General features: G+C 59.1%; 20 protein-coding genes. 16 read left to right on the forward strand and 4 right to left on the reverse strand.

Features of this window, described 5'->3' with window-relative positions; genetic code table 11:
- The first annotated feature begins 40 nt into the window (after positions 1-40).
- The 8 genes from ACYQ14_RS20510 to ACYQ14_RS20545 all read left to right on the forward strand — a co-directional run bounded on the left by ACYQ14_RS20510 (position 41) and on the right by ACYQ14_RS20545 (position 8704).
- Entirely contained in the window at positions 41-1021 is a 981-nt protein-coding gene (locus ACYQ14_RS20510) for an aldo/keto reductase (protein WP_459890971.1), read from the forward strand.
- Between the two features lie 64 nt (positions 1022-1085).
- Positions 1086-2159, forward strand: coding sequence for a TrmB family transcriptional regulator (locus ACYQ14_RS20515; protein ID WP_459890973.1), 1074 nt, complete (start codon positions 1086-1088; stop codon positions 2157-2159).
- 310 nt (positions 2160-2469) lie between these two features.
- Positions 2470-3942, forward strand: coding sequence for an extracellular solute-binding protein (locus tag ACYQ14_RS20520; RefSeq protein ID WP_459890975.1), 1473 nt, complete (start codon positions 2470-2472; stop codon positions 3940-3942).
- Between the two features lie 2 nt (positions 3943-3944).
- Positions 3945-4961: a carbohydrate ABC transporter permease gene (locus ACYQ14_RS20525; protein WP_459890977.1), complete on the forward strand. Its 1017-nt coding sequence runs from the start codon at positions 3945-3947 to the stop codon at positions 4959-4961.
- A gap of 1 nt (position 4962) precedes the next feature.
- On the forward strand, positions 4963-5994 hold the full coding sequence (locus ACYQ14_RS20530; protein ID WP_459890979.1) for a carbohydrate ABC transporter permease: 1032 nt from the start codon (positions 4963-4965) through the stop codon (positions 5992-5994).
- Between the two features lie 26 nt (positions 5995-6020).
- Positions 6021-7220 carry an ABC transporter ATP-binding protein gene (locus ACYQ14_RS20535; RefSeq protein ID WP_459890981.1) on the forward strand — a complete coding sequence of 400 codons (1200 nt, stop codon included), beginning with the start codon at positions 6021-6023 and terminating at the stop codon, positions 7218-7220.
- Positions 7213-7416, forward strand: coding sequence for a DUF8005 family protein (locus ACYQ14_RS20540; RefSeq protein ID WP_459890983.1), 204 nt, complete (start codon positions 7213-7215; stop codon positions 7414-7416). The genes ACYQ14_RS20535 and ACYQ14_RS20540 overlap by 8 nt, the downstream gene beginning before the upstream one ends.
- Before the next feature lie 178 nt (positions 7417-7594).
- Entirely contained in the window at positions 7595-8704 is a 1110-nt protein-coding gene (locus tag ACYQ14_RS20545) for a Gfo/Idh/MocA family protein (RefSeq protein WP_459890985.1), read from the forward strand.
- Positions 8705-8884: 180 nt separating this feature from the next.
- On the opposite strand, the gene ACYQ14_RS20550 is transcribed toward ACYQ14_RS20545, so the two are convergent.
- Positions 8885-9625, reverse strand: a complete 741-nt coding sequence (locus tag ACYQ14_RS20550; RefSeq protein ID WP_459890987.1) for a ThuA domain-containing protein — start codon at positions 9623-9625, stop codon at positions 8885-8887.
- A gap of 414 nt (positions 9626-10039) precedes the next feature.
- Here ACYQ14_RS20550 and ACYQ14_RS20555 point away from each other — a divergent pair, with 414 nt between their 5' ends.
- From ACYQ14_RS20555 to ACYQ14_RS20565, 3 genes are all read left to right on the forward strand, one after another.
- Positions 10040-11041, forward strand: a complete 1002-nt coding sequence (locus ACYQ14_RS20555) for a Gfo/Idh/MocA family protein (protein ID WP_459890989.1) — start codon at positions 10040-10042, stop codon at positions 11039-11041.
- 500 nt (positions 11042-11541) lie between these two features.
- Positions 11542-12369, forward strand: a complete 828-nt coding sequence (locus ACYQ14_RS20560) for an SDR family NAD(P)-dependent oxidoreductase (RefSeq protein ID WP_459890991.1) — start codon at positions 11542-11544, stop codon at positions 12367-12369.
- 206 nt (positions 12370-12575) lie between these two features.
- A complete protein-coding gene (locus ACYQ14_RS20565) occupies positions 12576-13031 on the forward strand; it encodes a universal stress protein (protein WP_459890993.1) in 456 nt (151 codons plus the stop codon).
- A 273-nt stretch (positions 13032-13304) separates the two neighbouring features.
- Here the strand turns inward: ACYQ14_RS20565 and ACYQ14_RS20570 are convergent, their stop codons facing one another.
- Positions 13305-14750 (reverse strand): MATE family efflux transporter, encoded by a 1446-nt coding sequence (locus tag ACYQ14_RS20570; RefSeq protein WP_459890995.1) that lies wholly within the window; start codon positions 14748-14750, stop codon positions 13305-13307.
- Positions 14751-15097: 347 nt separating this feature from the next.
- On the opposite strand from ACYQ14_RS20570, the gene ACYQ14_RS20575 reads away from it, so the two are divergent.
- Positions 15098-15256: a hypothetical protein gene (locus ACYQ14_RS20575; RefSeq protein WP_459890997.1), complete on the forward strand. Its 159-nt coding sequence runs from the start codon at positions 15098-15100 to the stop codon at positions 15254-15256.
- A 141-nt stretch (positions 15257-15397) separates the two neighbouring features.
- On the opposite strand, the gene ACYQ14_RS20580 is transcribed toward ACYQ14_RS20575, so the two are convergent.
- Positions 15398-16480, reverse strand: a complete 1083-nt coding sequence (locus tag ACYQ14_RS20580) for an LLM class flavin-dependent oxidoreductase (RefSeq protein WP_459890999.1) — start codon at positions 16478-16480, stop codon at positions 15398-15400.
- Between the two features lie 173 nt (positions 16481-16653).
- On the opposite strand from ACYQ14_RS20580, the gene ACYQ14_RS20585 reads away from it, so the two are divergent.
- The 3 genes from ACYQ14_RS20585 (at position 16654) to ACYQ14_RS20595 (ending at position 20871) form a co-directional block, all read left to right on the forward strand.
- Positions 16654-18039 carry a pectate lyase gene (locus ACYQ14_RS20585; protein WP_459891000.1) on the forward strand — a complete coding sequence of 462 codons (1386 nt, stop codon included), beginning with the start codon at positions 16654-16656 and terminating at the stop codon, positions 18037-18039.
- Between the two features lie 151 nt (positions 18040-18190).
- Positions 18191-19033, forward strand: a complete 843-nt coding sequence (locus ACYQ14_RS20590; RefSeq protein ID WP_459891002.1) for an NAD-dependent epimerase/dehydratase family protein — start codon at positions 18191-18193, stop codon at positions 19031-19033.
- A gap of 821 nt (positions 19034-19854) precedes the next feature.
- The gene (locus ACYQ14_RS20595) at positions 19855-20871 is read left to right on the forward strand and encodes a Gfo/Idh/MocA family protein (RefSeq protein WP_459891004.1); all 1017 of its coding nucleotides are present in this window, start codon (positions 19855-19857) and stop codon (positions 20869-20871) included.
- A gap of 148 nt (positions 20872-21019) precedes the next feature.
- Here ACYQ14_RS20595 and ACYQ14_RS20600 read toward each other — a convergent pair whose 3' ends face one another.
- Positions 21020-21235, reverse strand: a complete 216-nt coding sequence (locus tag ACYQ14_RS20600; protein WP_459891006.1) for a hypothetical protein — start codon at positions 21233-21235, stop codon at positions 21020-21022.
- A 178-nt stretch (positions 21236-21413) separates the two neighbouring features.
- Here ACYQ14_RS20600 and ACYQ14_RS20605 point away from each other — a divergent pair, with 178 nt between their 5' ends.
- Positions 21414-23234, forward strand: coding sequence for an ABC transporter substrate-binding protein (locus tag ACYQ14_RS20605; RefSeq protein ID WP_459891008.1), 1821 nt, complete (start codon positions 21414-21416; stop codon positions 23232-23234).
- The last annotated feature ends 75 nt before the right edge of the window (positions 23235-23309 follow it).

Consider the following 23309-nt stretch of genomic DNA (forward strand, 5'->3'; position numbering starts at 1 on the left):
ACACCAGCATTATATACGGCGACGATCGAGTAGCACTCGAATGGAGTATACGAGACTCGGCTCGACAGGCCTCGAGGTATCGAGGCTCTGTCTCGGCTGTATGAACTTCGGCAGTGACGCGCCGTGGATGATCGACGACGAGGAGCGGAGTCGCGAAATCATCGATCGAGCTCGCGAACTGGGTATCAATTTCTTCGACACGGCGAACGTCTACTCGTACGGCGAAAGCGAGGAGATAGTCGGTCGTGCTGTCGAATCCTTCGATCGAGACGAACTCGTTATCGCGACGAAGGTCTACACGCGGATGGGTGAGGGGCCGAACAAACAGGGATTGTCTCGAAAGCACGTCCTGGATCAATGCGAAGCGAGCCTCGAGCGGCTCGGAACCGACTATATTGATCTCTACCAGATCCACCGCTGGGACGATCGGACGCCGATAGAAGAGACGCTCTCGGCGCTGGATTACCTGATCGAGGAGGGACTCGTCCGATACGTCGGCGCGAGTACGATGGCGAGTTGGCAGTTCTCGAAGGCGTTGTACACCGCGGATATCGAGGATTACGAACGGTTCACGTGTCTCCAGCCGGAGTACAACGCGGTCGATCGGCACGAAGAGCGAAACCTGTTGCCGGTTTGTGCGGATCAGGACATCGGCGTGATTCCGTGGTCGCCCCTCGCCGGCGGATTTCTGACCGGAAAGTACGATCGGGACGCCGACCCCGACGGGGACAACAGGGCGGCGACGGACGAGTACACGCAGGCGAGATTCACGGACGAAAACTGGGACGTGCTCGACGCGATATCTGAGATAGCAGACGAGAAGGGGAAAACGCCGGCACAGATCGGCATCGCCTGGCTCCTTCACAAGGACCTCGTCGACGCCCCGATCATCGGGCCGCGCCGGATGGCCCACCTCGAAGAGAACGTCGGCGCGCTCGAGATTTCGTTGACGGACGGGGAAATCGAACGGATCGAGGCACCGAAACGACCTGTGTGGCCGCCAGCGGGGAAAGACCGGTGACCGGAGGGCGGGTCGAGTTCCGACAAGTTGAGGTGTGTGAATCGAAACCACGTACGTATACACCATGAACGGCGACACCCTGGCCAACACACTCGAGGATGCGGGGCTCTCCCCGTATCAGGCCGACGCGTTCGTGACGCTTCTCGAACGCGGATCAGCGTCGGCGACCGATATCGCGAAGGCGAGTTCGGTCCCGGACGCACGGATCTACGACGTGTTGCGGGATCTCGAGGAAGACGGCTACATCGAAACCTACGAGCAGGACAGCCTGCACGCGCGGGCACACGATCCGAGCGAGGTGCTCTCGGATCTGCGATCGCGGGCGGACCAGTTCGATACCGCAGCCGACGAAATCGAGGAGCGATGGAGCCGACCCGATCTCGAGGACCACAAAGTGAGCATCGTCAAGCGCCTCGATACGGTGCTGGCACAGACGGACGAACTGATCCGATCGGCGGAGGATCAGGTGAAAGTCGCGCTGACGATCGGTCAGTTCGACGAGCTCTCGGACGCGCTCGAGGAGGCCTACCAGCGAGGCGTCAACGTCAAAGTCTGCCTGTCGACGATGGACGAGGGCGTGTCGCTTCCCTCCGATGACGTGTTCGAAACGACGTGTACGGAAGCGCGATACCGAAAACTACCCTCGCCGTTCGTCGCGCTGATCGATCGGTCGTGGGCCTGTTTTTCGCCCCACGGACGAACCGCGGATCAGTACAGTATCATCGTCAACGACCTGACGTACGCGTACGTCTTTCACTGGTACTTTCTCACCGGCCTCTGGGAGTTTCACGAATCGGTTTACTCCGAACAACACGACGGAGAGCCGATCACCTACGTCGACATGCGCCAATGTGTCAGAGACATCGATCCGCTGCTCGCGGAGGGAACCCACATCGAGGCGACCGTTCACGGCTTCGAAACCGACACGGGTCGCGAACTGACGTTGGACGGCACCATAACCGACGCGACCTACGCCGGAATCAACGCAAGCGACGACCAGGAATCGCCCGTCTCCCGGCTCGCGGGGAAAGTTTCGATTAGTCTCGAGACCGATCAGGGAACGTACACCGTCGGCGGCTGGTCGGCGCTACTCGAGGATATCGAAGCGACGCGGATAACGATCGAACCGCTCGAGTAGGGCGCGTCGACACCGCTCGAGTAGTGTGCGCCGATACTGCTGAGTAATGCGCATCAACACTGCTCGAGTAATGCGCATCAACACTGCTCGAGTAACGGACGGCCGCAACGAACGACTTCGGAGCGGCTCCGTCGGCGGGTGAATATCGTAGACGAACGCCGCATTTTCGCGATTGCACGCTCCGGACCGGACAGACATGTAGCGCCTCTCGCGGACGGGAGTGGCAATTTTCGTGCCACCCACAGTTGTTGACTACACCCGTTGTAACTTATCCGCTAATTATAAATACTTACAATCGAGACATTCGCTCATGCCTGACAACGGCTCACAGGGAACAAGCACAAACGAACCGGGTGTTTCGCGGCGAACACTGGTCAAAGCGGCGGGGGCGGCGGGAGCAACCGGAGCCTCGGTCGGCCTCGCGGGCTGTATCTACGGGGGCAGTGCGAGCACGGACGGGGTTACGTTCGGCTTCGACCCGGACGCAGAGGACGCTGTCGGCGAAGAGATACTCGATCTCTTCTACGAAAACGGCGTCGACAAAGACACCGAAATCGAGCTCCAGCCGGGAGACAGCGACACCGGCGACCGACGCGACACCTACACGAACCTCCTCCAGGCCGAAGAAACCGAACCCGATCTGTTCCTGATGGACAACGGCTGGGTCAACACGTTCATCGAACGTGGCGATATCGCAAACCTCAGCGACGAACTCGACGACGACGAACTCGAACAGATCGAAGACGAATACTTCGAGGCGTTTACCGAGACCGCTCGAGATCCGGACAGCGGCGACCTCTACGGACTGCCGCTGTTCCCCGACTACGCGACGATGCAGTACCGCAAGGACTACGCTCGAGACGCGGGCTACGACGACGAGGACTTCGAGGAGTGGGCGACCGAGCCGATGACCTGGGAAGAGTGGGCCGATATCACCGAAGACATCGTCGACAACTCCGATGCGGAGTACGGACTGGCGACTCAGTGGGAAACCTACGAGGGAACCGCCTGCTGTACGTGGAACGAGGTCATGACCTCCTTCGGCGGTGCCTACTTCGGCGGCGAGGAGAACCTCCTCGGTCCCGTCGGCGACCGACCGATAACGGTCGACGAGGACGAGTTCATCGAGGCGCTCAGCATGATGCGCACGTTCGTCGCCGACGAACACGACGAGGACACCCTCGAGGAGTATCCGACCGGACTCGCCACTTCCTCGATCACGTCGTGGGAAGAAGAGGACGCCCGGGAAGCGATCGCCGGCGGCAACGCGGCCATGCAACGCAATTGGCCGTACGCGATCGTCGATACGATCGAAGACGAGGACAACGACGTCTCCGCGGACGATTACGGCGCGATGCCGATGCCCTACGCCGTGTCGGAAGAAGACGCGGCCCAGCCCGGAGCGGGCGGAACGACGTCCGCGCTCGGCGGCTGGCATATCGTCCTCAACCCAAACTCCGAGCGCAAGGAGGGAGCACTCGAGGTGATGCGAGCGGCGATGGCCGACGACCTCAACTTGGGCCTGTTCGAACTCTGGGGCTGGATTCCCCCGAAGCCGCACCTGTTCGAGACCGAGGAGGTCGAAGACGTCGAACCGATCGGCGATTACATGGACACCCTTCGAGTCGCCGGCGAGAACGCGATGCCGCGCCCGTCAACCAGCGAGTGGACGAATCAGGCGAGCGTCATCGCCGAAGAGGTGAACCAGGCGGTCGCCGGCGAGAAGAGCCCGGAAGACGCCGCCGCGGACCTGCAGGATAGTCTCGAAGATACCGAATCGTAACGATGAGCACCGAAAATCAACCGAGCGGGCCTGCTCGAGAATCGAAGCGTTCGGGCCCGCTCGTGAGGATCGTCCGGTGGATGGAGAACCTCGGCGAAACGGGGTTCGCCTACTTCCTGTTGACACCGGTGTTTCTCGTGCTCGGAACGATCGCGCTGTATCCGCTCTTGCGGACGTTCGAGCTGTCGCTGTACACGAACGTCCTCAGCGATCCGGAGTTCGTCGGCCTCGAGAATTACGTCCAGTTGTTCACCAGCGAGGCGGACGCGAACTTGCCGGGAACCACCACGTTCCTTCCGGGAGGGGTGGCCACGAGCGGGAGTTTCCCGTTCGTCCACGTCGAAGGGTTTCTCCGTAGCGCGCTCATCGTCACGCTCCTGTTCACCGTCGTGAGCGTCTTTTTCGAGACGATCATCGGATTCGGACAGGCGCTGGTGTTGGACCAGGACTTCCGTGGGCGACGGTGGGTTCGGGCCGCGATCATCATTCCGTGGGCGATTCCCATCGTCATCCAGGGGATGATCTTCTACCTGATGTTCCACCCCGATACGGGGTTCCTCGTCGATTACCTGGGGCCCCTCGGCATCATCGCACAGAACAACACGCTCAACGATCCGGCGAGTTCTCTGCTGATCGTCACCGTCGCCGATATCTGGAAGACGACGGCGTTCATGGCGTTGCTGATCCTCGCCGGCCTCCAGAGCATCGACCGAAATCTCTACGAGGTCGCGAGGGTTGCCGGCGCGAGCCGCTGGCAACAGTTCAAAATGATTACGCTCCCGCTGGTGCTTCCGGCCCTCGGCATCGCGATCCTCTTTCGAACAATCGACGCGATGCGAGTGTACGGGCTCATCGACTCCGTTTCGGGCTGTTCGACCGTCCCGTCGCTCTCGTGTATGGTGGTCATGACCTTCAACAACAGCCGCGGACTCGCCTCGGCCATCGCGTTCGTGACGGCGGCCCTCATCGGCCTGCTCGTCACGGTCGTCATCTACCAGCAGTACAAGGAGGGACGCTAATATGGCAACGCCAGATCACTCGTCATCCGAACAGGAGAGAACAAATCAGTCCTCGAACGAGCCCGAGGGCGGCCCGCTCGAGCGCTGGGCCCAGAGCCTCGTCACGAACAAGGACAAACGCGACAGGCTCTACAAGCTGCTGTTCTACGTCGCGGCCGGCTTCTTCCTCGTGACAACGCTGTTTCCCTTCTACTGGTTGCTCGTGCTCGCGCTGACGCCGAACAGCCAGATCATCGGCGGGGACTGGGGCGTTTCGATTCCGTTCGTCGGAGCCGAAATCCCGTTCCCACATCCGCAGGGGTTCAACGTCCACGCGTTCGTCGAGGTGTTCCAGCAGGTACCGTTCCACCTCTACGTGTTCAACAGCTTCGTGCTCGCGACCACGACGACGATCATCGTTCTGGCTATCGCGAGCCTCGCCGGATACGTCTTCGGCCGACTGGACTTCCCCGGCCGAGGACCGCTGATGCTTGCCGTACTGGTGGTTTCGTACTTCCCGCCCGCGGCGTTCTTAGTCCCGCTGTTCGACGCGTTCCTCGGGAACGCGATCGTGGTTCCGTTCGTCGGATGGGAACTCATCTCGGCACCGCGGCTCGTCAACACACCGGGGTCGATGATCATGCCCTTCAGCGCGCTGTTCTTGCCGCTTGCCATCTTCATCCTGACGACGTTCTACGCGCAGATTCCCGACGGGTTAGAGGACGCCGCTCGAGTCGAGGGGACGACCCGACTGGGGGCGTTGTTCCGGGTGATCATGCCGCTGTCCGCGCCGGGTATCGCGACGGCCGCGGTGTTGACGTTCATCTCGGTCTACAACGAGTATTTCTTCAGTTCGATCATGTCCCTCCAGAACCAGCCCGAACAGTGGTCGCCGCTGGTCGGCGGAATATTGAGCTATCAGGACCAGTATACCACGGACTTCAACCTGATGGCGGCGGCGAGCATCATCGGCGTCATCCCCGTGGTGATCATCGTGATCCTCGCACAGGAACGAATCGTCAGCGGCCTCACCGCAGGGGCTCTCAAAGAGTAATCAGAAAATATGGAACGACAGAACACATGGCACGAGTAACACTACAGGACGTCACGAAACGCTACGAAGACGTCGTCGCCGTCGACGAGATGAACGTCGAGATCGAGGACGGAGAGTTCGTCTGTCTCGTCGGCCCCTCCGGCTGTGGAAAGTCAACGACGATGGAATCGATCGCCGGACTCACCAAACCGACCGATGGGACGATCGAAATCGGCGAAACGGATGTCACGACGCTCCCGCCGAAAGACCGCGGGGTCGCGATGGTGTTCCAGAACATCGCGTTGTTCCCGCACATGGATGTCTATGACAACATCTCGTTCGGGCTTCGACTGCGAGATTACGACACGGACGAAATAGATCGACGCGTCGAACACGCGACCGACGTCGTCCAACTCGAGGGAATGCTCGATCGAATGCCCGAAGAGATGTCGGGCGGACAGCGCCAGCGGGTCGCGATCGCTCGAGCGATCGTTCGTGAGCCGTCGGTCTTCCTCATGGACGAGCCGCTCGCAAACCTGGACGCGAAGCTTCGGGTTCACATGCGAACGGAACTCCAGCGCCTCCACCAGGAGCTGGATACGACCATCGTCTACGTCACGCACGATCAGGCCGAGGCGATGACGATGTCGGATCGAATCGCCGTCATCAACAGCGGCTCGTTACAGCAGATCGATCCGCCGTTGGTCTGTTACAACGAGCCTGCGAACCTGTTCGTCGCCGGCTTTATCGGCTCGCCGTCGATGAACTTCGTCGACGGACGACTCACCGCATCCGGACTCGAGACGGATACCTTCGATCTCGAGTTCGAACCGGAACACCTCGACAGCGTTTCGGTGGGCGACGGCGTCACCATGGGTATCAGGCCCGAAGACGTCTACCTCTCGGATATCGGTCAATCGGCCGACGACGAGACGGCACCGATCGGGGCGACGACGGACGTCCTCGAACCGATGGGCGACGAAATCTTCGTCTACCTCGACCTCGAGCACGAATCGGGTGCATCGACGGACGAGGGAGGAATGGGCGCGTCGTCCAACCAACTCCTCCTGAGCGTCGAACCGGATCTCGAGATCAACGAGAACGAAGCCGTCAGTGTCACGCTCGATCGGTCGAAAATTCACCTGTTCGACGGTACGTCAGGCGAAGCGCTCACTCACGGGATCGAAGATCTGGCGGACTCACACCTCGAGCAGGGGAAACCAAACGTTGGTGGTTCCAATGAGTAGTCTCGTCCCGGTCGTTTATTACGGGGGGTTTCTCGTCCTGTTTTTCTTCTGGATCTACGGGATCGTCTCGTTTACGAGAGACCTGAAGAACAGATTCGTTCCGGGACTTCGGCAGTACCGACGCGGTCGGGAACAACTCGCCGAAGCGGACGAACAGGAACGCGAACGCGAAGAGAAAGAACAGCAGCTATACTGATACGATGAGACGAAACAACTGTTCGGCGGCGGAGCACAACCCGACGCCACCAGTCGCTCCAGGAGCGATCGCTAATACATCGGTAGCCGGTGGCTCGGTTGGCGACGAATCGGCGGCTCCCACATCGATGACGGTTGCACAGACTCGTGACGAAACTACTGCGAACATCTCTCAATAAATGGATACTAACTTCACACAGATTCGGACCGGTATTGTCGGACTCGGAAACATCGGCGAACATCACGCACAGCGACTCGAGGAACTGGGCGTTTCACTGGTCGGCGGCATGGACGTCGCCGCGGATGCCCGCGAAGACTTCGCACAGCGATACGAGATAGACGTCTACGAGGACCATCAAGCCCTCTACGACGATGTCGACGTCGTCGTGATTACGACGCCGAACCGGTTTCACGAAGAGTACGCCGTCGACGCGCTCGAGCGGGATCTGAACGTCCTCCTCGAGAAACCGCTGGGACACACGCTCGAGAGCGCCGAACGGATCGCGGCCGCCGCCGCCGACTCGAGTGGCAACTGCATGGTCGGGTTCAACAACCGATTTTTGAACGCCGTCCAGATCATCAAGAACCGGCTGGAACAGGGCGAGTTCGGAAAGATCACCCACATCGAAGCTAACTACGTCCGCCGACGCGGCATCCCTGGGCGGGGGTCGTGGTTTACCAGAAAGGACATCTCCGGGGGTGGATCGCTCATCGATCTGGGCGTTCACGCAATCGATCTTGCTCTGTACATCCTCGACTACACGGAAATCGACGCGGTCTCCGGCGTTACGAGATCCGAGTTCGGGCAGCGAGAAGACTACTCCTACCTGGAAATGTGGGGCGAAGACGTCGGTCCCGAAGGGTTCGACGTCGACGATTCGACGAGCGCGTTTATCCGTTGTGCTGATAATCGGACGATCAGTCTCGAGACGGCCTGGGCGACGAACCGACCGTCAACCCACGAGTTCGTCGTCCGCGGAACCGAAGCCGCCGCGCGGTTCGATCTGCTCGAGAACGAACTCTCTATTCACTCCGTCCGGTCGACCGGTCCGAATCAGTTCGAGGATACGACGATTCGAACGCCCGAGAACGACACCCACGGCGACGAACAGGAGGCGTTTTTCACCGCCATCGCCGAGGGTGAAGCGGCCGAAGACAACGTCGAGGAGGCGCTGACGGTTCAACGAATCATCGACGGCATTTACCGCTCGAGCGAGAGCGGGCTGCCAATCGTGATGGACGGATCGAAATCGCCACTTCAGGAGACGCCAGCTACCCCACAAAAATAGGTCGATCGGGTCAGACGAGCGATTCGTGGAAGCAAGCACCCGAACGGGATCGCCGGGAAGGATTACATAGCTATGGCTGTAACATTCTTCGTGAATTATAGAAGATAGATGATCGCATCCTGTTGCGTCTCTTACAATTTAAACGAGTGATACTCACAAGAGGAGGCGGCGAACGGATCGCTAGTGGACCGTACGATCGTCGCTGGTATCGATCTCCTCGATCGGATCGCTGTTGCCGAACGTGCGATGGGTTTGGCTACTCGAGTCGAGCCACTCGACCGCATTTCGGAGCACCTGCCTAATCTCGGGCTGGTGGTAGACCGGATACGTCTCGTGACCCGGCCGGAAATAGAAGATTCGACCCGCACCTCGCGTGTAACAACACCCCGAGCGGAAGACTTCACCGCCCTCGAACCAGGAGGTAAACACCAACGTGTCCGGCCGCGGGATATCGAACCGTTCGCCGTACATCTCCGCCTCGGGCACCTCGATGTACTCCTCGAGGCCGTCGGCGATCGGATGGCTCGGTTCGACGACCCAGAGCCGCTCCGTCTCGGCGGCTTCGCGCCACTTCAGCGAGCAGGTCGTCCCCATCAGCCGCTTGAAAATCTTCGAATAGTGGCCCGAATGCATGACGAGCAAGCCCATGCCGTCGAGGACGTGATCGCGGACTCGTTCGACAATCTCGTCTTCGACTTCGTCGTGGGCGGCGTGGCCCCACCACGTGAGTACGTCCGTCCCCTCGAGCACGTCCTCCGTAAGGCCGTGTTCGGGTTCGTCGAGCGTCGCCGTTCCGACGGTGAAATCATCCGCCAGCACATCAGCGATCGTTTCGTGGATACCGTCGGGATAGATATCTGCGACGACGTCGCTCTCTCGTTCGTGACGATACTCGTTCCAGACGGTAACGTGGGTCGTCATTGGCGGTAATTACCCGGCAACGACCAAATACGTTCGGTTTGCTCGAGAGGTCACACGATAAGAGAGGATTGGGGCAACGAGAGCTAGAAGGGGGACCGGCATCCGAACTGCGGGCCCAGTCCGTACCGAGCCCAAAATCGAAACGCCCGTCCGAAACGCGAAAGTCGTATCATAGGGTCGGTTGTAACTATACTGCTGGCTGTAACTATGTGAAGATTTTCGCACCCCCGGGGCGACGAAAATCTTGAACGACTAACAGCCGGCAGTATATTTTCAGCCAGCCTCAGCGGAGAACGAGTTTCGCCGAGCGAAACCGACGACTGAATATCCATGCCGGGAGAGAATTACAACCGACCCTATCAGCCGCCGAGATTACCGGAACCGCTTTTCAAACTGAATCGCAACTGGTGGTGTATGGCGAAACACCTCCGAACCGGAATCATCGGCACCGGCGACTGGGGAACCCACGTCGCAAAGCAGTTCCACGAGCACCCCGACGCCGCGGTTACCGCGATCACCGACATCACGACGGCCAATCGAACGCGGGCCGGGGAAACGCTCGAGGTCGACTCGGACCACCAGTACGAAGACCACGAAGCGATGCTCGAGAACGAGGACCTCGACGCCGTCCAGATCAGCTCGCCGCACGAATTCCACTACGATCACACGATCGCCGCCCTCGAACGCGACGTTCACGTCTTCTGTGAGAAACCGTTTACGCCGGGCCTCGAGCGAGCGCGAGATCTCGCGCGGCGAGCGGAGACTGACGAACAGATACTGATGGTGGGCTATCAACGGCACGTGAATCCGGCGTACGTCGCGATCAGAGAGGCGATCTCAAGCGGCGACATCGAACCCAAGGTCGTCACCGCCGAACTGACACAGGACTGGATCCAAGACGTTTCCGATACCTGGCGGGCGAACGCCGAACTGAGCGGCGGCGGCCAGCTTTACGACAGCGGGAGCCACTTGCTCGACGCCATCATCTGGATGCTCGAGGACGTTCCGACCCACGTCAGCGCGGAAATGGAGTTCTACGAGGATACGCGAATAGACGTACAAGCGGCACTCGCTGTACGGTTTTCGAGTGGGACGATCGCAAACATCACCGTCTCCGGAGATTCACCCGACGTCTCCGAGCGGATCGCCGTCCGTGGTGACGGCGGCCGCTGTTTGCTCGAGGGGACCGGCTGGACCGACCGCGAAGTGACGATAACCGACTCGGCGGGAGATCTCCGAAAGTCGATCGAGAGCGAGCTTTCATCGTACGAAAAGGTCGACGCGTTCGTCCGATCCGTTCGAAGCGGGACGGAGCCGCCGGCCACGGCCGAAAACGCGCTCTACGCGACGGCGCTCACCGAGGCGGCCTACAAGTCGGAACGGCTCGGTCAACGAGTACCGATCGAAACCCAATGATAAAGAAGTAACTTCCCACTAATCGATCCATCAGAGCTACCTAGAGAGTGTATAGACCGCGGAAGCAGATGAGCGTATATTCCAGATGGACAACGATAAGAGAGTGAACTTATTAATTAATTTGTTTTCGATTAGAATATAGAATATCTCGTGTATTACTTTCGGAAACGGAGAACAAACAGATGAAAGTAATTTATACTAACGTGCAGTCGAGTGGTTGCGAGAGAGAATCTACGGCGGTATCGGAGTACGAAGTATCGGCCCGGAAAGTGTATTAGGATGTCTAATGTGATAGTATAGCCGAGAGACAGGAGAAGAAAGGAAGGAAACAGAAATTAAGGGAAAGGAGATCACCCGCGTGACCGCCGACGAAGACCCGATAAACTACCCGTACAATATCGTGTAGATACTTCTGAACGAATATCCGTTATTATGCCACATTTCAACCGGAGCAATCGATCCGTCGGAAAGCCTAAATAACGCAACGGTACAGTCAGTGTATGGGTCAGATTAGCTACGACTTTACGGACGAGACCGTAATCGTCACGGGCGCAACGTCGGGAATCGGTCGAGCGGTCGCACGGCGGTTCGGGGACGCCGGTGCGACGGTTATCGTCGCGGATATCCGCGAAGAGCCAAAAGAAAAGGCCGAATCGGCTCCGACGGCCGAACTGATCGAAGACGGCGGCGGCCGTGCAACATTCATCGAAACGGATGTCTCGAGTCCGACCGAAATCGTCACCGTCGTCGAAGCCGCTCGCGAGTTCGGCGGCGTCGACGTGATGGTCAACAACGCCGGCATCTATCGGCACGCATCGCTGCTCGAGACCGACGTCGAATCGTTCGATCAGGTCTTCGGAATCAACGTTCGCGGCGTCTTCGCCGGCTGTCGAGCAGCGGCCAGAGACATGGTCTCGAGGGAGGATCCCGGCTCGATTATCAACACGGCCTCGATCAGTTCGGAGTACGCCCAGACCGGTCACGCGATGTACGACGCCTCGAAAGGCGCGGTCATGATGCTCACTCGAGTCGCTGCCCTCGAGTTGGCCAGCTACGACATACGGGTCAACGCCGTTTCGCCGGGAATCATCGAAACCACCTTCGGAAGTGGAAACCCCGAACCAGAGCGCCACGTCGATGACCGGTTTATCCACGACGAAATGGAGATACCGGAAGTTGCGGGGCGGGAACGAGACCCTGTGATACCGATGGGGCGAATGGGCTCGCCGGAAGAGATGGCCGGATCGTACCTGTTTTTGGCCGCCGACGATGCGTCGTACGTCACCGGCCATCTGCTGTACGCCGATGGCGGATACCAGATCGTGTGATTGAGACGACGACTGTCGAAGTGTAATCTGGAGTTCGGGCCCGTAATACCGTATTCCCTGTCTCGAGCGCGGTGGTAACACTGACAGTCGGCAGATAGTGAGCGCGCATCCTTTCGGAACTACCGAACGCTCGAGTAACACCGGTGAACGAGCTAAAAGTCAGGGTTCCAGTACAGTTAAGACACCGGCTGATCCACTGTGACACGATGACGCTCGAACGAATCCTGTTAGCAGTCGGACCGAACGATATCGATCGCGCTGATGAGATTCTCGAAACGGTTCTCGAGGTTGCGAAACCGACCGGTGCGACCGTTATTCTCTCGCACGTGTTCACCGAAGACGAGTACAAAGACGTTCTCGAGCAACTCAATCTCGACACGAGCGATGAATCGGTCGACGCTGATCGGGTCGCCGACCGGTACGCCGCGGTTCAGGATTTTACATCCGGCTTCGAGGAGGCCGATATCGAGTACGAAATTCGAGGATCGGTCGGAGAACACGGAGAGATGATCGTCAATCAAGCGACAGCCTTCGAGGCGGATCGGGTTATCGTCGCAGGCCGAACACGTTCACCGGTCGGGAAGGCGCTTTTCGGTTCAACCGCGCAAACGGTGCTTCTGTCCGCTCCGTGTCCAGTCACGTTCGTCTGTAGCGAAAATTAATCCGACAACTGGTCCCGTTCGCCTTGAATTTGAGAGAGTCCGCGCTCGAACCGTTAATCAGCTCCCTGATTCGGAACGTGGCCGCAGTGTGAACAACTCGAGGGGCGACGGCCTACCGTGACGAGTTCGGTGCAATGGGGACAGATGTACTCCATGGAGACGGCTACGATCGACGATAACTAAACTGTTACTACGACGATCAACGTATGAGGTCGCAAATTGCGATCGCTTCCTGATCGTCCAGTCCCTTCGGAAACCCCGGCGCTAATCCGCTTAATCGTCGGCGGCGGTCGTGTCTGGGCGATACTCTTCGCTAATGGACTTCCACTTGTTCGTCCGAAACCGCCAGTAGTTGATGGCCGCGGGGACACTCTTTTCGGCGACGAACGAGAGGTACAGTCCCCAGTATCCGAGGCTCGTCGTTGCACCGAGATACGCCAACGGGATCGCGCCGCCGAAGACGCCGATTGATTGGCTGACGAAGGGGATCTGAGTATCGCCGCTAGCGTCGAGCGGGCCGGCGGCGGCGGCCGTCACCCCCTGAAAGAGGACCGCGACGCAGGCCGCGTAGACGAGGTTCGTCGCGATGGGGATTTCGGCGCTCGTCGGATCGTCCGCGAAGAGCACGACGATCTGTTCGGCGAACACCGCGATGAGAACTGCAGAGACAACGTACGTGGCGACCGAAAACCGAATAATATCGCGACCGTACGCCTCGGCCAATCGCTCGTTGTTCCGGCCGAGAGCTTGCCCGACGAGACTCGAGGACGCTAACCCGAAGCCCCACCCCGGCGTGTTCATCAGGCCCCAGACTCGACGGGCGATAACGAATGCGGCGACAGTCGTTTCGCCGAAGACATCGAGGATCGTGAGCATCGGGAACTCGGCGACGGTCCAGACGAGGTTTCGGGCTCCGATGGGCAGACCGATCTGCGTGATATCACGGAGCGTATCGGGATCGACGTACGTTCCGAGCGGATCGACCCGGACCGGGAACTCGCCGATACCCGGGAATCGACCGCGGGCGATACCGATCGCGAAGACGACGGCAATTGCGACGTTCGAAAGGACGGTCCCGAGTGCAGCGCCGGCGACACCCCAACCGACGCCGAAAATGAAGACCGCGTTCAGGGCAATGTTTAGGACGGCACCGCCCGCTCGGACTTGCATCGCGGTGTAGGCGTCGTCCGCACCGACAAGCGTTCGACTTCCGACGAGGTTGAGCCCGGCAAACGGGATCCCGAGCCCGACGACCTGCAGGTACGTCCCGCCGTACTCGATTGCCCGTTCGTTGCTACTGAGCAGGGTGATAAATTCGTACGGAAAGAGCCAGAAGACCCCCGCAACCGGGATACTGATCGCGACGACGAAGAGCGTGCTCGAGCGAACCGCGAGGCCGAGTTCCTCGTACGCCTCGGCACCGTATCGCTGTGAGACCAGTGCGAGGGTCCCGCCGGCGACCCCGCCACCGATCGCGAAGGCGAGCCCCCAGAACGGTCCTGCAAAACCGACTCCGGCGACGGCGGACGTTCCGACCGCGACGCCGACCATCGCGACGTCGACCGCGCTTTTCGACATTCGGGCGATCCCGGTGACGATTCGTGGCCACGCGAGAACGGTCGTCTGAATAGCCCGCTCGCGGTCTATCAACCCCATATACGCGAGACCGAGGCCAATGTACAGTATCGTGAGACGAAGTGGGTTTGGGTACCGTGACACGAAGTGTTTGAGATCCTTTCGCGTTGTACTCAAAGGGTGTTTGTTACCCGGCAAAGGGTTCCTCGAGCACGGGAATCGGACCTGACGGCCGGAGGTGCTCGCAAGAATCGAACGGAGAACACTGAGAGGACATCGCGTCTGTTTCTTCAGTATGAAGACGATCAGACGCGGAATGTTCGGCGTCTCAGGGTCGGAAACGAACCACGCAGATTGTCTCGATTCTATCGCGAATACCGAATTCGTCGCGGGTGTGGCCACGAGTCAGTCCTTGATCGACGCGTTTGAATCAGCGTACGGTACAACCGGATACGCCGGCCAGAAAGCACTTCTCGAGAACGAGGGCCTCGATGCGGTCAGTACCTGTCCGCCATCCGGCACACACGCGTCGACGCGACCAGGGCACGACGGTCTCCAAGATAACGTGCGAGGATGTCGCTACAGTTGCCCTCGAGTTCGAGAACGGATCGTACGGACAGTCAGAGCGACGACGGCCGGAACGGGGGTGACCGAGGAGCAGATCGCATCGAAGACGATCGTGACAGCAGCTGAGAGAGAGAACCGATCGCGTGTCGGCGATCGGATCCGCTCGTGTATCGGAACCCGGATCATGCCAGGTTTGGACCGAAACGCACGGGGGGGAGTATCGATTATGCCGTTTTGAAATGGGGAATAATCGTTTCCTCATAGTGTGAAACGGTTTCGTCGAAATCCCCCACGGGAATAAGAACGACGTGGTCGACACCGGCGTCCACGAACGACTCGAGCTGGTCGATCACCCGCTCGGGATCGCCAGAAGCGGTGACCCTATCGACCGCTTCGTCGGGAATCCGGCGCGCCGCGGCGTCCAGCTTTCGTTTTTGCTCCCGATCGAAGGACATGTCGAACATAACTGGCGTATCGTTCGCTATGGCTTCGTGCCCCATCTTCGTCAGCAGTTGCGGGCGCAAGGCGAGACTCGTCCGGTTGCGCTCGATCGCGAGTCGCCGAGCCGCCTCGTGGTCCTCGGAGACGGTCGTCGGAATCATCACCGCCCGATCGATCGCGTTGGGGTCTCTCCCGCGATCATCCATAACAGTGAGGATCCGCTCGAGGTCGGCCTCGTACTGGTCAGGGGCGTGGATCCAGGGAATCCACCCGTCGGCCAGTGCACCGGTAACCCCGCGCATACTCGGCCCGTAACCCCCGACCCAGATCGGCGGGCGCGGCTCCTGAACCGGTTCGAATCCCATGTGTGCGTCCTCGAGTGTGAAGAACTCCCCGTCGAACGAAAACGGCTCGTCGGCCCGCGAGTTCCAGAGCCCGTCGACGATTTCGAGCGTTTCGGTGAATCTGGTGAACGGATCGGTCCAATCGATATCTTCGATCGGTTCGAAATTGAACGCCTCACCGGCCCCGATTCCGAAGCCCGCACGGCCGTTCGTCAGCCGGTCGAGCGTTGCCGTCGCATGGGCTAACTCCGTTGGGTGTCGGCGAACGGAGTCGGTTACCGCCGGCAGCAACGTCGCGTCGTCCGTGTGCTGTGCGATCGCACCCAATACGGTGAAGGCTTCCCACGGCGGGTCGACGAGGTAGTGCTCCGATCCGGTGGGATGAAACAGGTGGTCCGGTACCGTGATGATATCGAAGCCGGCCGCTTCCGCCCGAACCGCATCTTGGATCGTTCCGTGAACGTCGTCGTAGCTGACCAGTTGGCACCCGAACTGAAGACTGTTTGATTCGGTTTCGACCATTACGTACGACATCCCACTGTCTGCAGTTATAGTTGTGCCCATAAGCGGAATGGCTGGGGAAGGGAGGGGGCATTCGAAGCGGTCCCGTCCAGCACTCATCCCGTTAGAACACATCATTTCGCCCGTAACAATACCGATAATTATTAGTATTGGTTAGTTGTAGAGTGGTCCACATGAGAGATCATGACAACAACTGTGACAGTGGTACCGACAACGCCGGGACGGGACGCCGTCGTGTCCTCGCACTGAGCGGTGGACTTCTCACGGCGACTGCACTCGGTAGCATCGGGAGTGTAAGTGCGGAACCGAGCGAGATCGAACTGACGGAAGACCCCGGAGCCAACTCACCGGGCTCCGGAATCGCACCCGCTGACGGCTGGGCGTCGACCGACTGGCTGACTGACAGGCCGCTCCAGGTCGTCCGCGTGACGAACCTCGAGGCGGGTGGACCGGGTTCGTTCAAGCACGCGGTCGAAGACGTCGACGGACCCCGAATCGTGGTCTTCGAGGTCGGCGGCGTCATCGATATGCAACAGCAAGACATCGAAGCCGAGGAACCGGATCTGTTCGTCGCGGGCCAGACCGCTCCGGATCCGGGAATAACGATAACTCGAACGAGTGGCCCGGGAGTCGAGTTCGACGAGGAAAATATGCTCGTCCAACATATCCGTTCGCGTCCCGGAACCGATATCGAATACGGCGAGCCCGCCGATTCGATGGTCGTCGGAGACGACGGCCACAACGTGATTTTCGATCACTGTTCGGTCTCGTGGGGTTCGGAAGAAAATATGTCCGTCAACGCGGGATCGGCGAGTGCGGACATCACGTTCAGCAACAACATCAACGGAGAAGGGCTGAAGGACACGACGGGCGTCGTCAGAGACGACGGCGACGACCAGCGTGCGTATGGAACGCTCGTCGGCAACGAGGCGGAAACGACCGCGATTCTCGGGAACCTCTACGCTAACAACTGGCGTCGAAACGTCCGACTCAAAGGCGGGACCTCGACCGTCGTCGCCAGCAACGTCACGTACAACGTCGAAGCCGCAAACCGAATCGGCGGCGATATCGACGATCCGTCGGCCCGGACGAGTTTCGTCGCGAACGCGTTTCGATCCGGCGACGAATCGGACTTCAGCTTCCCGTTCATCTACACCGGAGACGAGACGCCGATCGACCTCCACGTTTCGGACAACGACGTGGAAGATTCGTTCCAGCTACTCGACGACGATGCGGTCGACGACGGGATCATAGAAGTACACGACGAGCCACCCCTTTGGCCCGACGGATTAACTCCCGTCCAGGACCCGTTCGGCCAGCAGTTAAACACCGTGGGGGCCCGGCCCGCACAACGGACGCCGATCGACGAACGTATCGTCGAACACACGATCGAGAGAGGGGGAACCCATATCGACAGTCAAGATGAGGTCGGCGGCTATCCGGACCTCCCCGAAACCGAACGAGAGTTATCCATTCCGTCCGATCCTGACGATTTCACCGCGTGGCTCCAACAACACACTCGAGCCGTCGAACTCCCAGGCGAAACAGCTCCGAACTAGCCACCCAGACCACGCGCTCGAGAACCTCAACGAACTCGAGTGCAGGGTTTTGTGAAGGCGTCGAGCGGTAGAAGGGCTCGAACGGTCCTGGCCGTGCGGCGGTGTGCATGAAGCCCCAGTCTATATGGTGAGCTGTCGCAATTACAATCATATGGACGTGTTACTGACTGGGACGTACGGCCGGTGTGGAACCGCACTTATCGATCACCTACACGACGATCCAGCGTACGAATTTACCCACCTGAACCGCTCGGATCGGCCGGACGATCACGAGTACGGCGGCTACGAGACCGTTGTCGCCGACATCGCCGACGGTGAGGCGGTCAAAGCGGCAAGCGATGGACAGGACGCGATGATCCATCTGGCCGGATACCCCTATACGGACGGGACGTGGACTGATATTCTGGAGCCGAACATTCTCGGCATGGTAAATGCCCTCGAGGCCGCCCGAACGCACGAACTCGAGACGGTCGTCTTCGGTTCGACGAATCACGTTATGGGAATGTACGAAGTCGAGAACGCTCCCGAACTGTACACCGGAACCGATGTCCCGTTTCGGCTCTCGGCCGGCGATCCCGTTCGACCCGACTCCTATTACGGCGTCTCGAAGAGTTTCGGCGAGGATCTCGGGCGGTACTACGTTGAGAACTTCGAGTACCCGAAGCGGTTCCACGCCATCCGCATCTGTAGCGTTCGAATGCCGGAGTACGACCATCCCTACGGCGATGCAGAAGCAGGTGTCGACGACGGCAAATTCGATCGGGACAGCGATGAGTACGCCCACCAGGTCGGGCGGATGAAAGCGATGTGGCAGTCCCGGCGTGATTTCGCGCACATGATCGACTGCTGTTTGCAGGATTCGGATACCGGATTCGAAATTTTCAACGGCGTCAGCGACAACGAACGACGTTGGTACAGCATCGAAAACGCTCGAGAGAGAATCGGGTACGAACCGCAGGATAACGGCGAATCGTGGAATGCACCTCCGGAGTAGGAGAGGAGACACACGATTCGTTCGAAAATCGTCTCGAAAGTACGAAGCACGAGACCGTAGCCACGAGTGTTCGGTGCGTTCCGAGAGCGGGGCCGCTGGTGTCAACCTGTTCCGTGATTCTCTGTTCCCCTAGGAGGAACGACCCTGTTCAATCGGCCACAATAACGAGACAGTCGAACGCACGCGATGGACAGCGCGACCCGTGGTTATCGACTTTTCCGGAATCAGCCTGCAGTCGATACGCATACAACGACAGGCCAGATACCGCGAGTTCGGTGCGAAGACCGTTTCTCGTAGGGATGTAAAACCGTAAAAGAACGGAATCGAAGGTGAGGAACGTTCTCAGTCTCACGAAACTAACCACGTGAGACGGGGACTCGAGCGTAATCTCATTACACACATACAGGTGTAACAGGATGGCACGATCTGTCGATCGGTGAGGGTTCGTCCACGATGAGTACTAAATGATCGGATGTACCGAACGCAATTGGGAGAGGAACTACAAGTGGTATACGAGAGATATTTACATTCATCTCATTCGGTCGTGTATTTGCGATAGCTTGTTTAGATACTAATGTCTGTCATAGCGAAGTGTGGACTCTCCCCCGGTAAATCATGCGTTCCCGACTGCAGAACGTAAAATAACCGTCGAAGAAACCGCCCCCACTATCGGAATCGCCGACCGCGATACACTCGAGACGACACACAGGTTCGCGGATCGGACCACCATTCGATCAGTCGAACTCTTATGGCCCGATGCCGGGCATGGTGTGGGTCACCAAAACAAATATACATCCACCCCACAGGCTACTAAACGAGGAATGGTATCCACAGAACTTCGATACGGGATCGTCGGGTGTGCCGGGATGGGGACGAATCACGCCGATGCCGTCGCGAAAACCGACGGGGCAACTCTCGTCTCCTGTGCAGACATCGACGATGAAACCGCCCGTGCGTTCGCGACGCAATACGGAACGACGTGGTACGAGGACCCACTCGAGATGGCCGTCGATGAGCGATTGGATGCAGTCAGCATCTGTACACCGAACGGGACACACGCAGAGATCGTGACCGCGCTGGCCGGCGAAGGTGTCAATATCCTCTGTGAAAAGCCACTCGAGGTAACGCCGGAACGCGTTGCCCGAATCGCAGATACCGTCGAACGCGAGGGAATTACGTTCGGATGCGTGTTGCAACGGCGAACGTTCGGCGGCCCGCGGCTTGCTCGCGACGCAACGAGAGCGGGACGTTTGGGAGAGATCGTTCTCGGCAACGTACAGGTGAAGTGGGACCGAGGAGAGTCGTACTACGAGGACGTGAGCTGGCACGGAACGGACGATCTCGACGGCGGAATCCTTCTCACGCAGGCACTTCACGGAATCGACCTCCTCCAGTGGACGACCGGCGGCATCGACCGGGTTGCCGCCACGACTGATACGATCCAACACGACATCGAGGTCCCCGATACCGCCGTCGCGAGCGTCGAATTATCGAACGGGGGATACGGGCAGATTACCGCCACGACCGCGATGTATCCACAGGAGCCGATAACCCTCGAGCTGCACGGAACCGAGGGATCGCTCCGGTGGCGTCAGAACGAACTCGAAGCGTTCGAAACCCTCGAGGGCGCGGGAGCCGAGACGCCGGAGGAGTTTCACCTGGGAGCGGAACACCTCGGACAGGTTCGAGATTTCGTGCAGGCGATACACGAAAACAGAGAACCGATGATTCCGATATCAGCGGCTCGAAAACCGCACGATGTCGTGTTTGCGATCCAGGCAGCAGCGGATCAGGAAGAATGGATCGACGTTGCTACCGTTCGTGATGAATACCGGTAAGTTTCCGATGTGAACGCCGGTAATCCCCATCGGATCGGGTGAACACGCGTCTCGAGACGGCAAACGACGCTCGGTCTCGAGTCGACAAACGATGGCCTCTCTCGAGTCGGTACCTATCGCTCATTTCGCGGTTGGGAACGAGATTTGGCTACACTTCCGTCGGAGACTGGGCGAACGGGTCCCACTCGAAATAGAGGATGAGACAGCTCGCACAGAACGTGAGAAGGACGGGGACGAGCGTCAATTGAGCGACGACATAGGAGCCGCTACCGGGATCTAAGTGGGGATAGGAAAACGCCAGCAAGAGAGCGAATAATATGTCGAGAGTGATCATCGTCTTGCAGACCGATTGCATCAGTGTCATACGATAGCTTGGCGACAATATAGTATAAAAATTACCACTCCGTGAGAACACTCAATCAGGGGCTGATTGCTTGAATGGGGTCTCGAGCACTCACGAACGAGAAATTACCGCTTTGGAGGTTCGGATTGTGACCACCACCGAAATATTTATCATAAATGACCGCAGATGAATAGACGGAATGACAAGTGATAACAATCGTGTTGCGGGAGCAACGCGACGGAAGTTCCTCAGCCTCAGCGCGCTCGGAACGACGGCGATGGTAGCGGGGTGCATGGGTGGTGACGGAATGGGAGACGTAGACGGTGATCGGCTCCGCACCGACGACCGAGACTACGCAGCACCGGAGGACAGACATTTCAACCCGTTCAATCCGACCGGGTCCGCCGCGTGGCATCCCGGGCGAATGGTGTTCGACAAGATGGCGATCTATTCGGCACCGGCCGACGAGATCTATCCGGTGATCGTCGAAGACTACAGCAAGCCCGACGACGACACGCTAGAAGTCGAGATTCGGGACGACTGGACCTGGCAAAACGGCGACGCCTTCGTCATCGACGACTGGGTCACGCAGGTGGAGATCAACAACGCACTCATCAGCGAGGGGGAAGTGGGAGACGACGAAGAGCAAGACGCAGGCCCGTTCGTCCAGGATATCGAAGTGGTCGACGATCACTTCGCTCGCCTCTCGCTTCGCGATCCGCTATCCGAACACTTCGCCGCGATCAACGCGCTGGCGACGCCGCCCGGTGACGCCGATCACGGCGTGTTCACGAAACACGACGACGAGCAGTGGAGCGAGTGGCACGACCAGATCGTCGACGGTGACGAGAGCGAGCGCATGGATGCAATCGAAGAAGTCATTACGACCCCGCACCCGGAGCTAACCGACGATCCGATCGGAAACGGCCCCTTCGAGGTGAGCGAGATCGGCGACGACGAGATCGTCTGTGAGTTATACGAGGACCATCCGAACGCGGACAACGTCGACTTCAACGAGTTCTCGATCCATCACTTCGAAGACCCGATTCAAGCGTACCTACAGGGGAACATCGACGCCTCACACAGCGGCTGGCCGGTCTCCCCGGATCTGCAAGAACAAATGCCGGAAGGTTCGGAACTGATCTCGGAGGATATGGCACACAACAATCTGATCACGTTCAACTGCGGGTACGACGTCGACGTGTGGGACACGCCGTTCGATACCCCCGAAACTCGACAGGCGATCGCTCACGTCTTCGACAAAGAAGGGCTACGGACGCTGGCCGAAGACACCGAGATCGAGGTCTTCGAACATCCACCGTGTCGCGTTCCACACGGCGCTATCGACGAAGGCGAAGTAGACGTCGGCGACTTTACCGAGTACGGGCAAAACGATACCGACAGAGCGACCGAACTACTCGAGGGAGAAGGGTATTCGCTGGAAGACGACACCTGGTACACACCCGACGACGAAGAGTTCGAGATTACGATCCTGACCGGCGTCGATAACGTCGTCATCCAGACGCTTATCGCAAACCTCGAGGAGTTCGGAATCCAGACCCAACAAGAAGAGGTCGACGACGCGACGCTCGACGAACGGCGGATGGCTGGCGAGTACGATATCATCCCGGACGGGTCGTCCGCGGACAGTATTTCGGAGATGTGGTCGCTCGATCTCTGGGATTGGATCAGCGATCTCACCCACCACAGTCCGGAGATGACCGTGCCGATGCCTGTCGGCGATCCGTCGGGGGCGGACGGCGAGGAAACGATAACTATTGAGGACCACCTCACCGAGTGGCGCATCACCGACGACGACCAGTATCACCGCGAACTCATGTGGGCCTGGAACCAACACATTCCGCAGGTCGAGATGGGCGTCGAACCCTCGAACGGCGTGATCAATACGGGACACGGTTGGGAGCTCGAAGCCGAACACGGGATCAAGCACGGCCTCGATACGGTACTCTACGACGCCCCCTCGATTACGGACGAGGGCCTGAGCTGGAGTGAACCGTAACGAATCACAAAGGGTACAGACTCGAGGGCAAGGCGAATCGAGGAATTCCTCGAGAGACGCACTTTCGCACAGAAT

It is taken from the genome of Halostagnicola bangensis (assembly GCF_054653435.1).

Bases quoted from the DNA above. Each gene is read 5' to 3' on its own strand.
- ACYQ14_RS20510 (WP_459890971.1), top strand. From the start codon at position 41: ATGGAGTATACGAGACTCGGCTCGACAGGCCTCGAGGTATCGAGGCTC.
- ACYQ14_RS20515 (WP_459890973.1), top strand. From the start codon at position 1,086: ATGAACGGCGACACCCTGGCCAACACACTCGAGGATGCGGGGCTCTCC.
- ACYQ14_RS20520 (WP_459890975.1), top strand. From the start codon at position 2,470: ATGCCTGACAACGGCTCACAGGGAACAAGCACAAACGAACCGGGTGTT.
- ACYQ14_RS20525 (WP_459890977.1), top strand. From the start codon at position 3,945: ATGAGCACCGAAAATCAACCGAGCGGGCCTGCTCGAGAATCGAAGCGT.
- ACYQ14_RS20530 (WP_459890979.1), top strand. From the start codon at position 4,963: ATGGCAACGCCAGATCACTCGTCATCCGAACAGGAGAGAACAAATCAG.
- ACYQ14_RS20535 (WP_459890981.1), top strand. From the start codon at position 6,021: ATGGCACGAGTAACACTACAGGACGTCACGAAACGCTACGAAGACGTC.
- ACYQ14_RS20540 (WP_459890983.1), top strand. From the start codon at position 7,213: ATGAGTAGTCTCGTCCCGGTCGTTTATTACGGGGGGTTTCTCGTCCTG.
- ACYQ14_RS20545 (WP_459890985.1), top strand. From the start codon at position 7,595: ATGGATACTAACTTCACACAGATTCGGACCGGTATTGTCGGACTCGGA.
- ACYQ14_RS20550 (WP_459890987.1), bottom strand. From the start codon at position 9,625: ATGACGACCCACGTTACCGTCTGGAACGAGTATCGTCACGAACGAGAG.
- ACYQ14_RS20555 (WP_459890989.1), top strand. From the start codon at position 10,040: ATGGCGAAACACCTCCGAACCGGAATCATCGGCACCGGCGACTGGGGA.
- ACYQ14_RS20560 (WP_459890991.1), top strand. From the start codon at position 11,542: ATGGGTCAGATTAGCTACGACTTTACGGACGAGACCGTAATCGTCACG.
- ACYQ14_RS20565 (WP_459890993.1), top strand. From the start codon at position 12,576: ATGACGCTCGAACGAATCCTGTTAGCAGTCGGACCGAACGATATCGAT.
- ACYQ14_RS20575 (WP_459890997.1), top strand. From the start codon at position 15,098: ATGCGGTCAGTACCTGTCCGCCATCCGGCACACACGCGTCGACGCGAC.
- ACYQ14_RS20580 (WP_459890999.1), bottom strand. From the start codon at position 16,480: ATGGTCGAAACCGAATCAAACAGTCTTCAGTTCGGGTGCCAACTGGTC.
- ACYQ14_RS20585 (WP_459891000.1), top strand. From the start codon at position 16,654: ATGAGAGATCATGACAACAACTGTGACAGTGGTACCGACAACGCCGGG.
- ACYQ14_RS20590 (WP_459891002.1), top strand. From the start codon at position 18,191: ATGGACGTGTTACTGACTGGGACGTACGGCCGGTGTGGAACCGCACTT.
- ACYQ14_RS20595 (WP_459891004.1), top strand. From the start codon at position 19,855: ATGGTATCCACAGAACTTCGATACGGGATCGTCGGGTGTGCCGGGATG.
- ACYQ14_RS20600 (WP_459891006.1), bottom strand. From the start codon at position 21,235: ATGACACTGATGCAATCGGTCTGCAAGACGATGATCACTCTCGACATA.
- ACYQ14_RS20605 (WP_459891008.1), top strand. From the start codon at position 21,414: ATGACAAGTGATAACAATCGTGTTGCGGGAGCAACGCGACGGAAGTTC.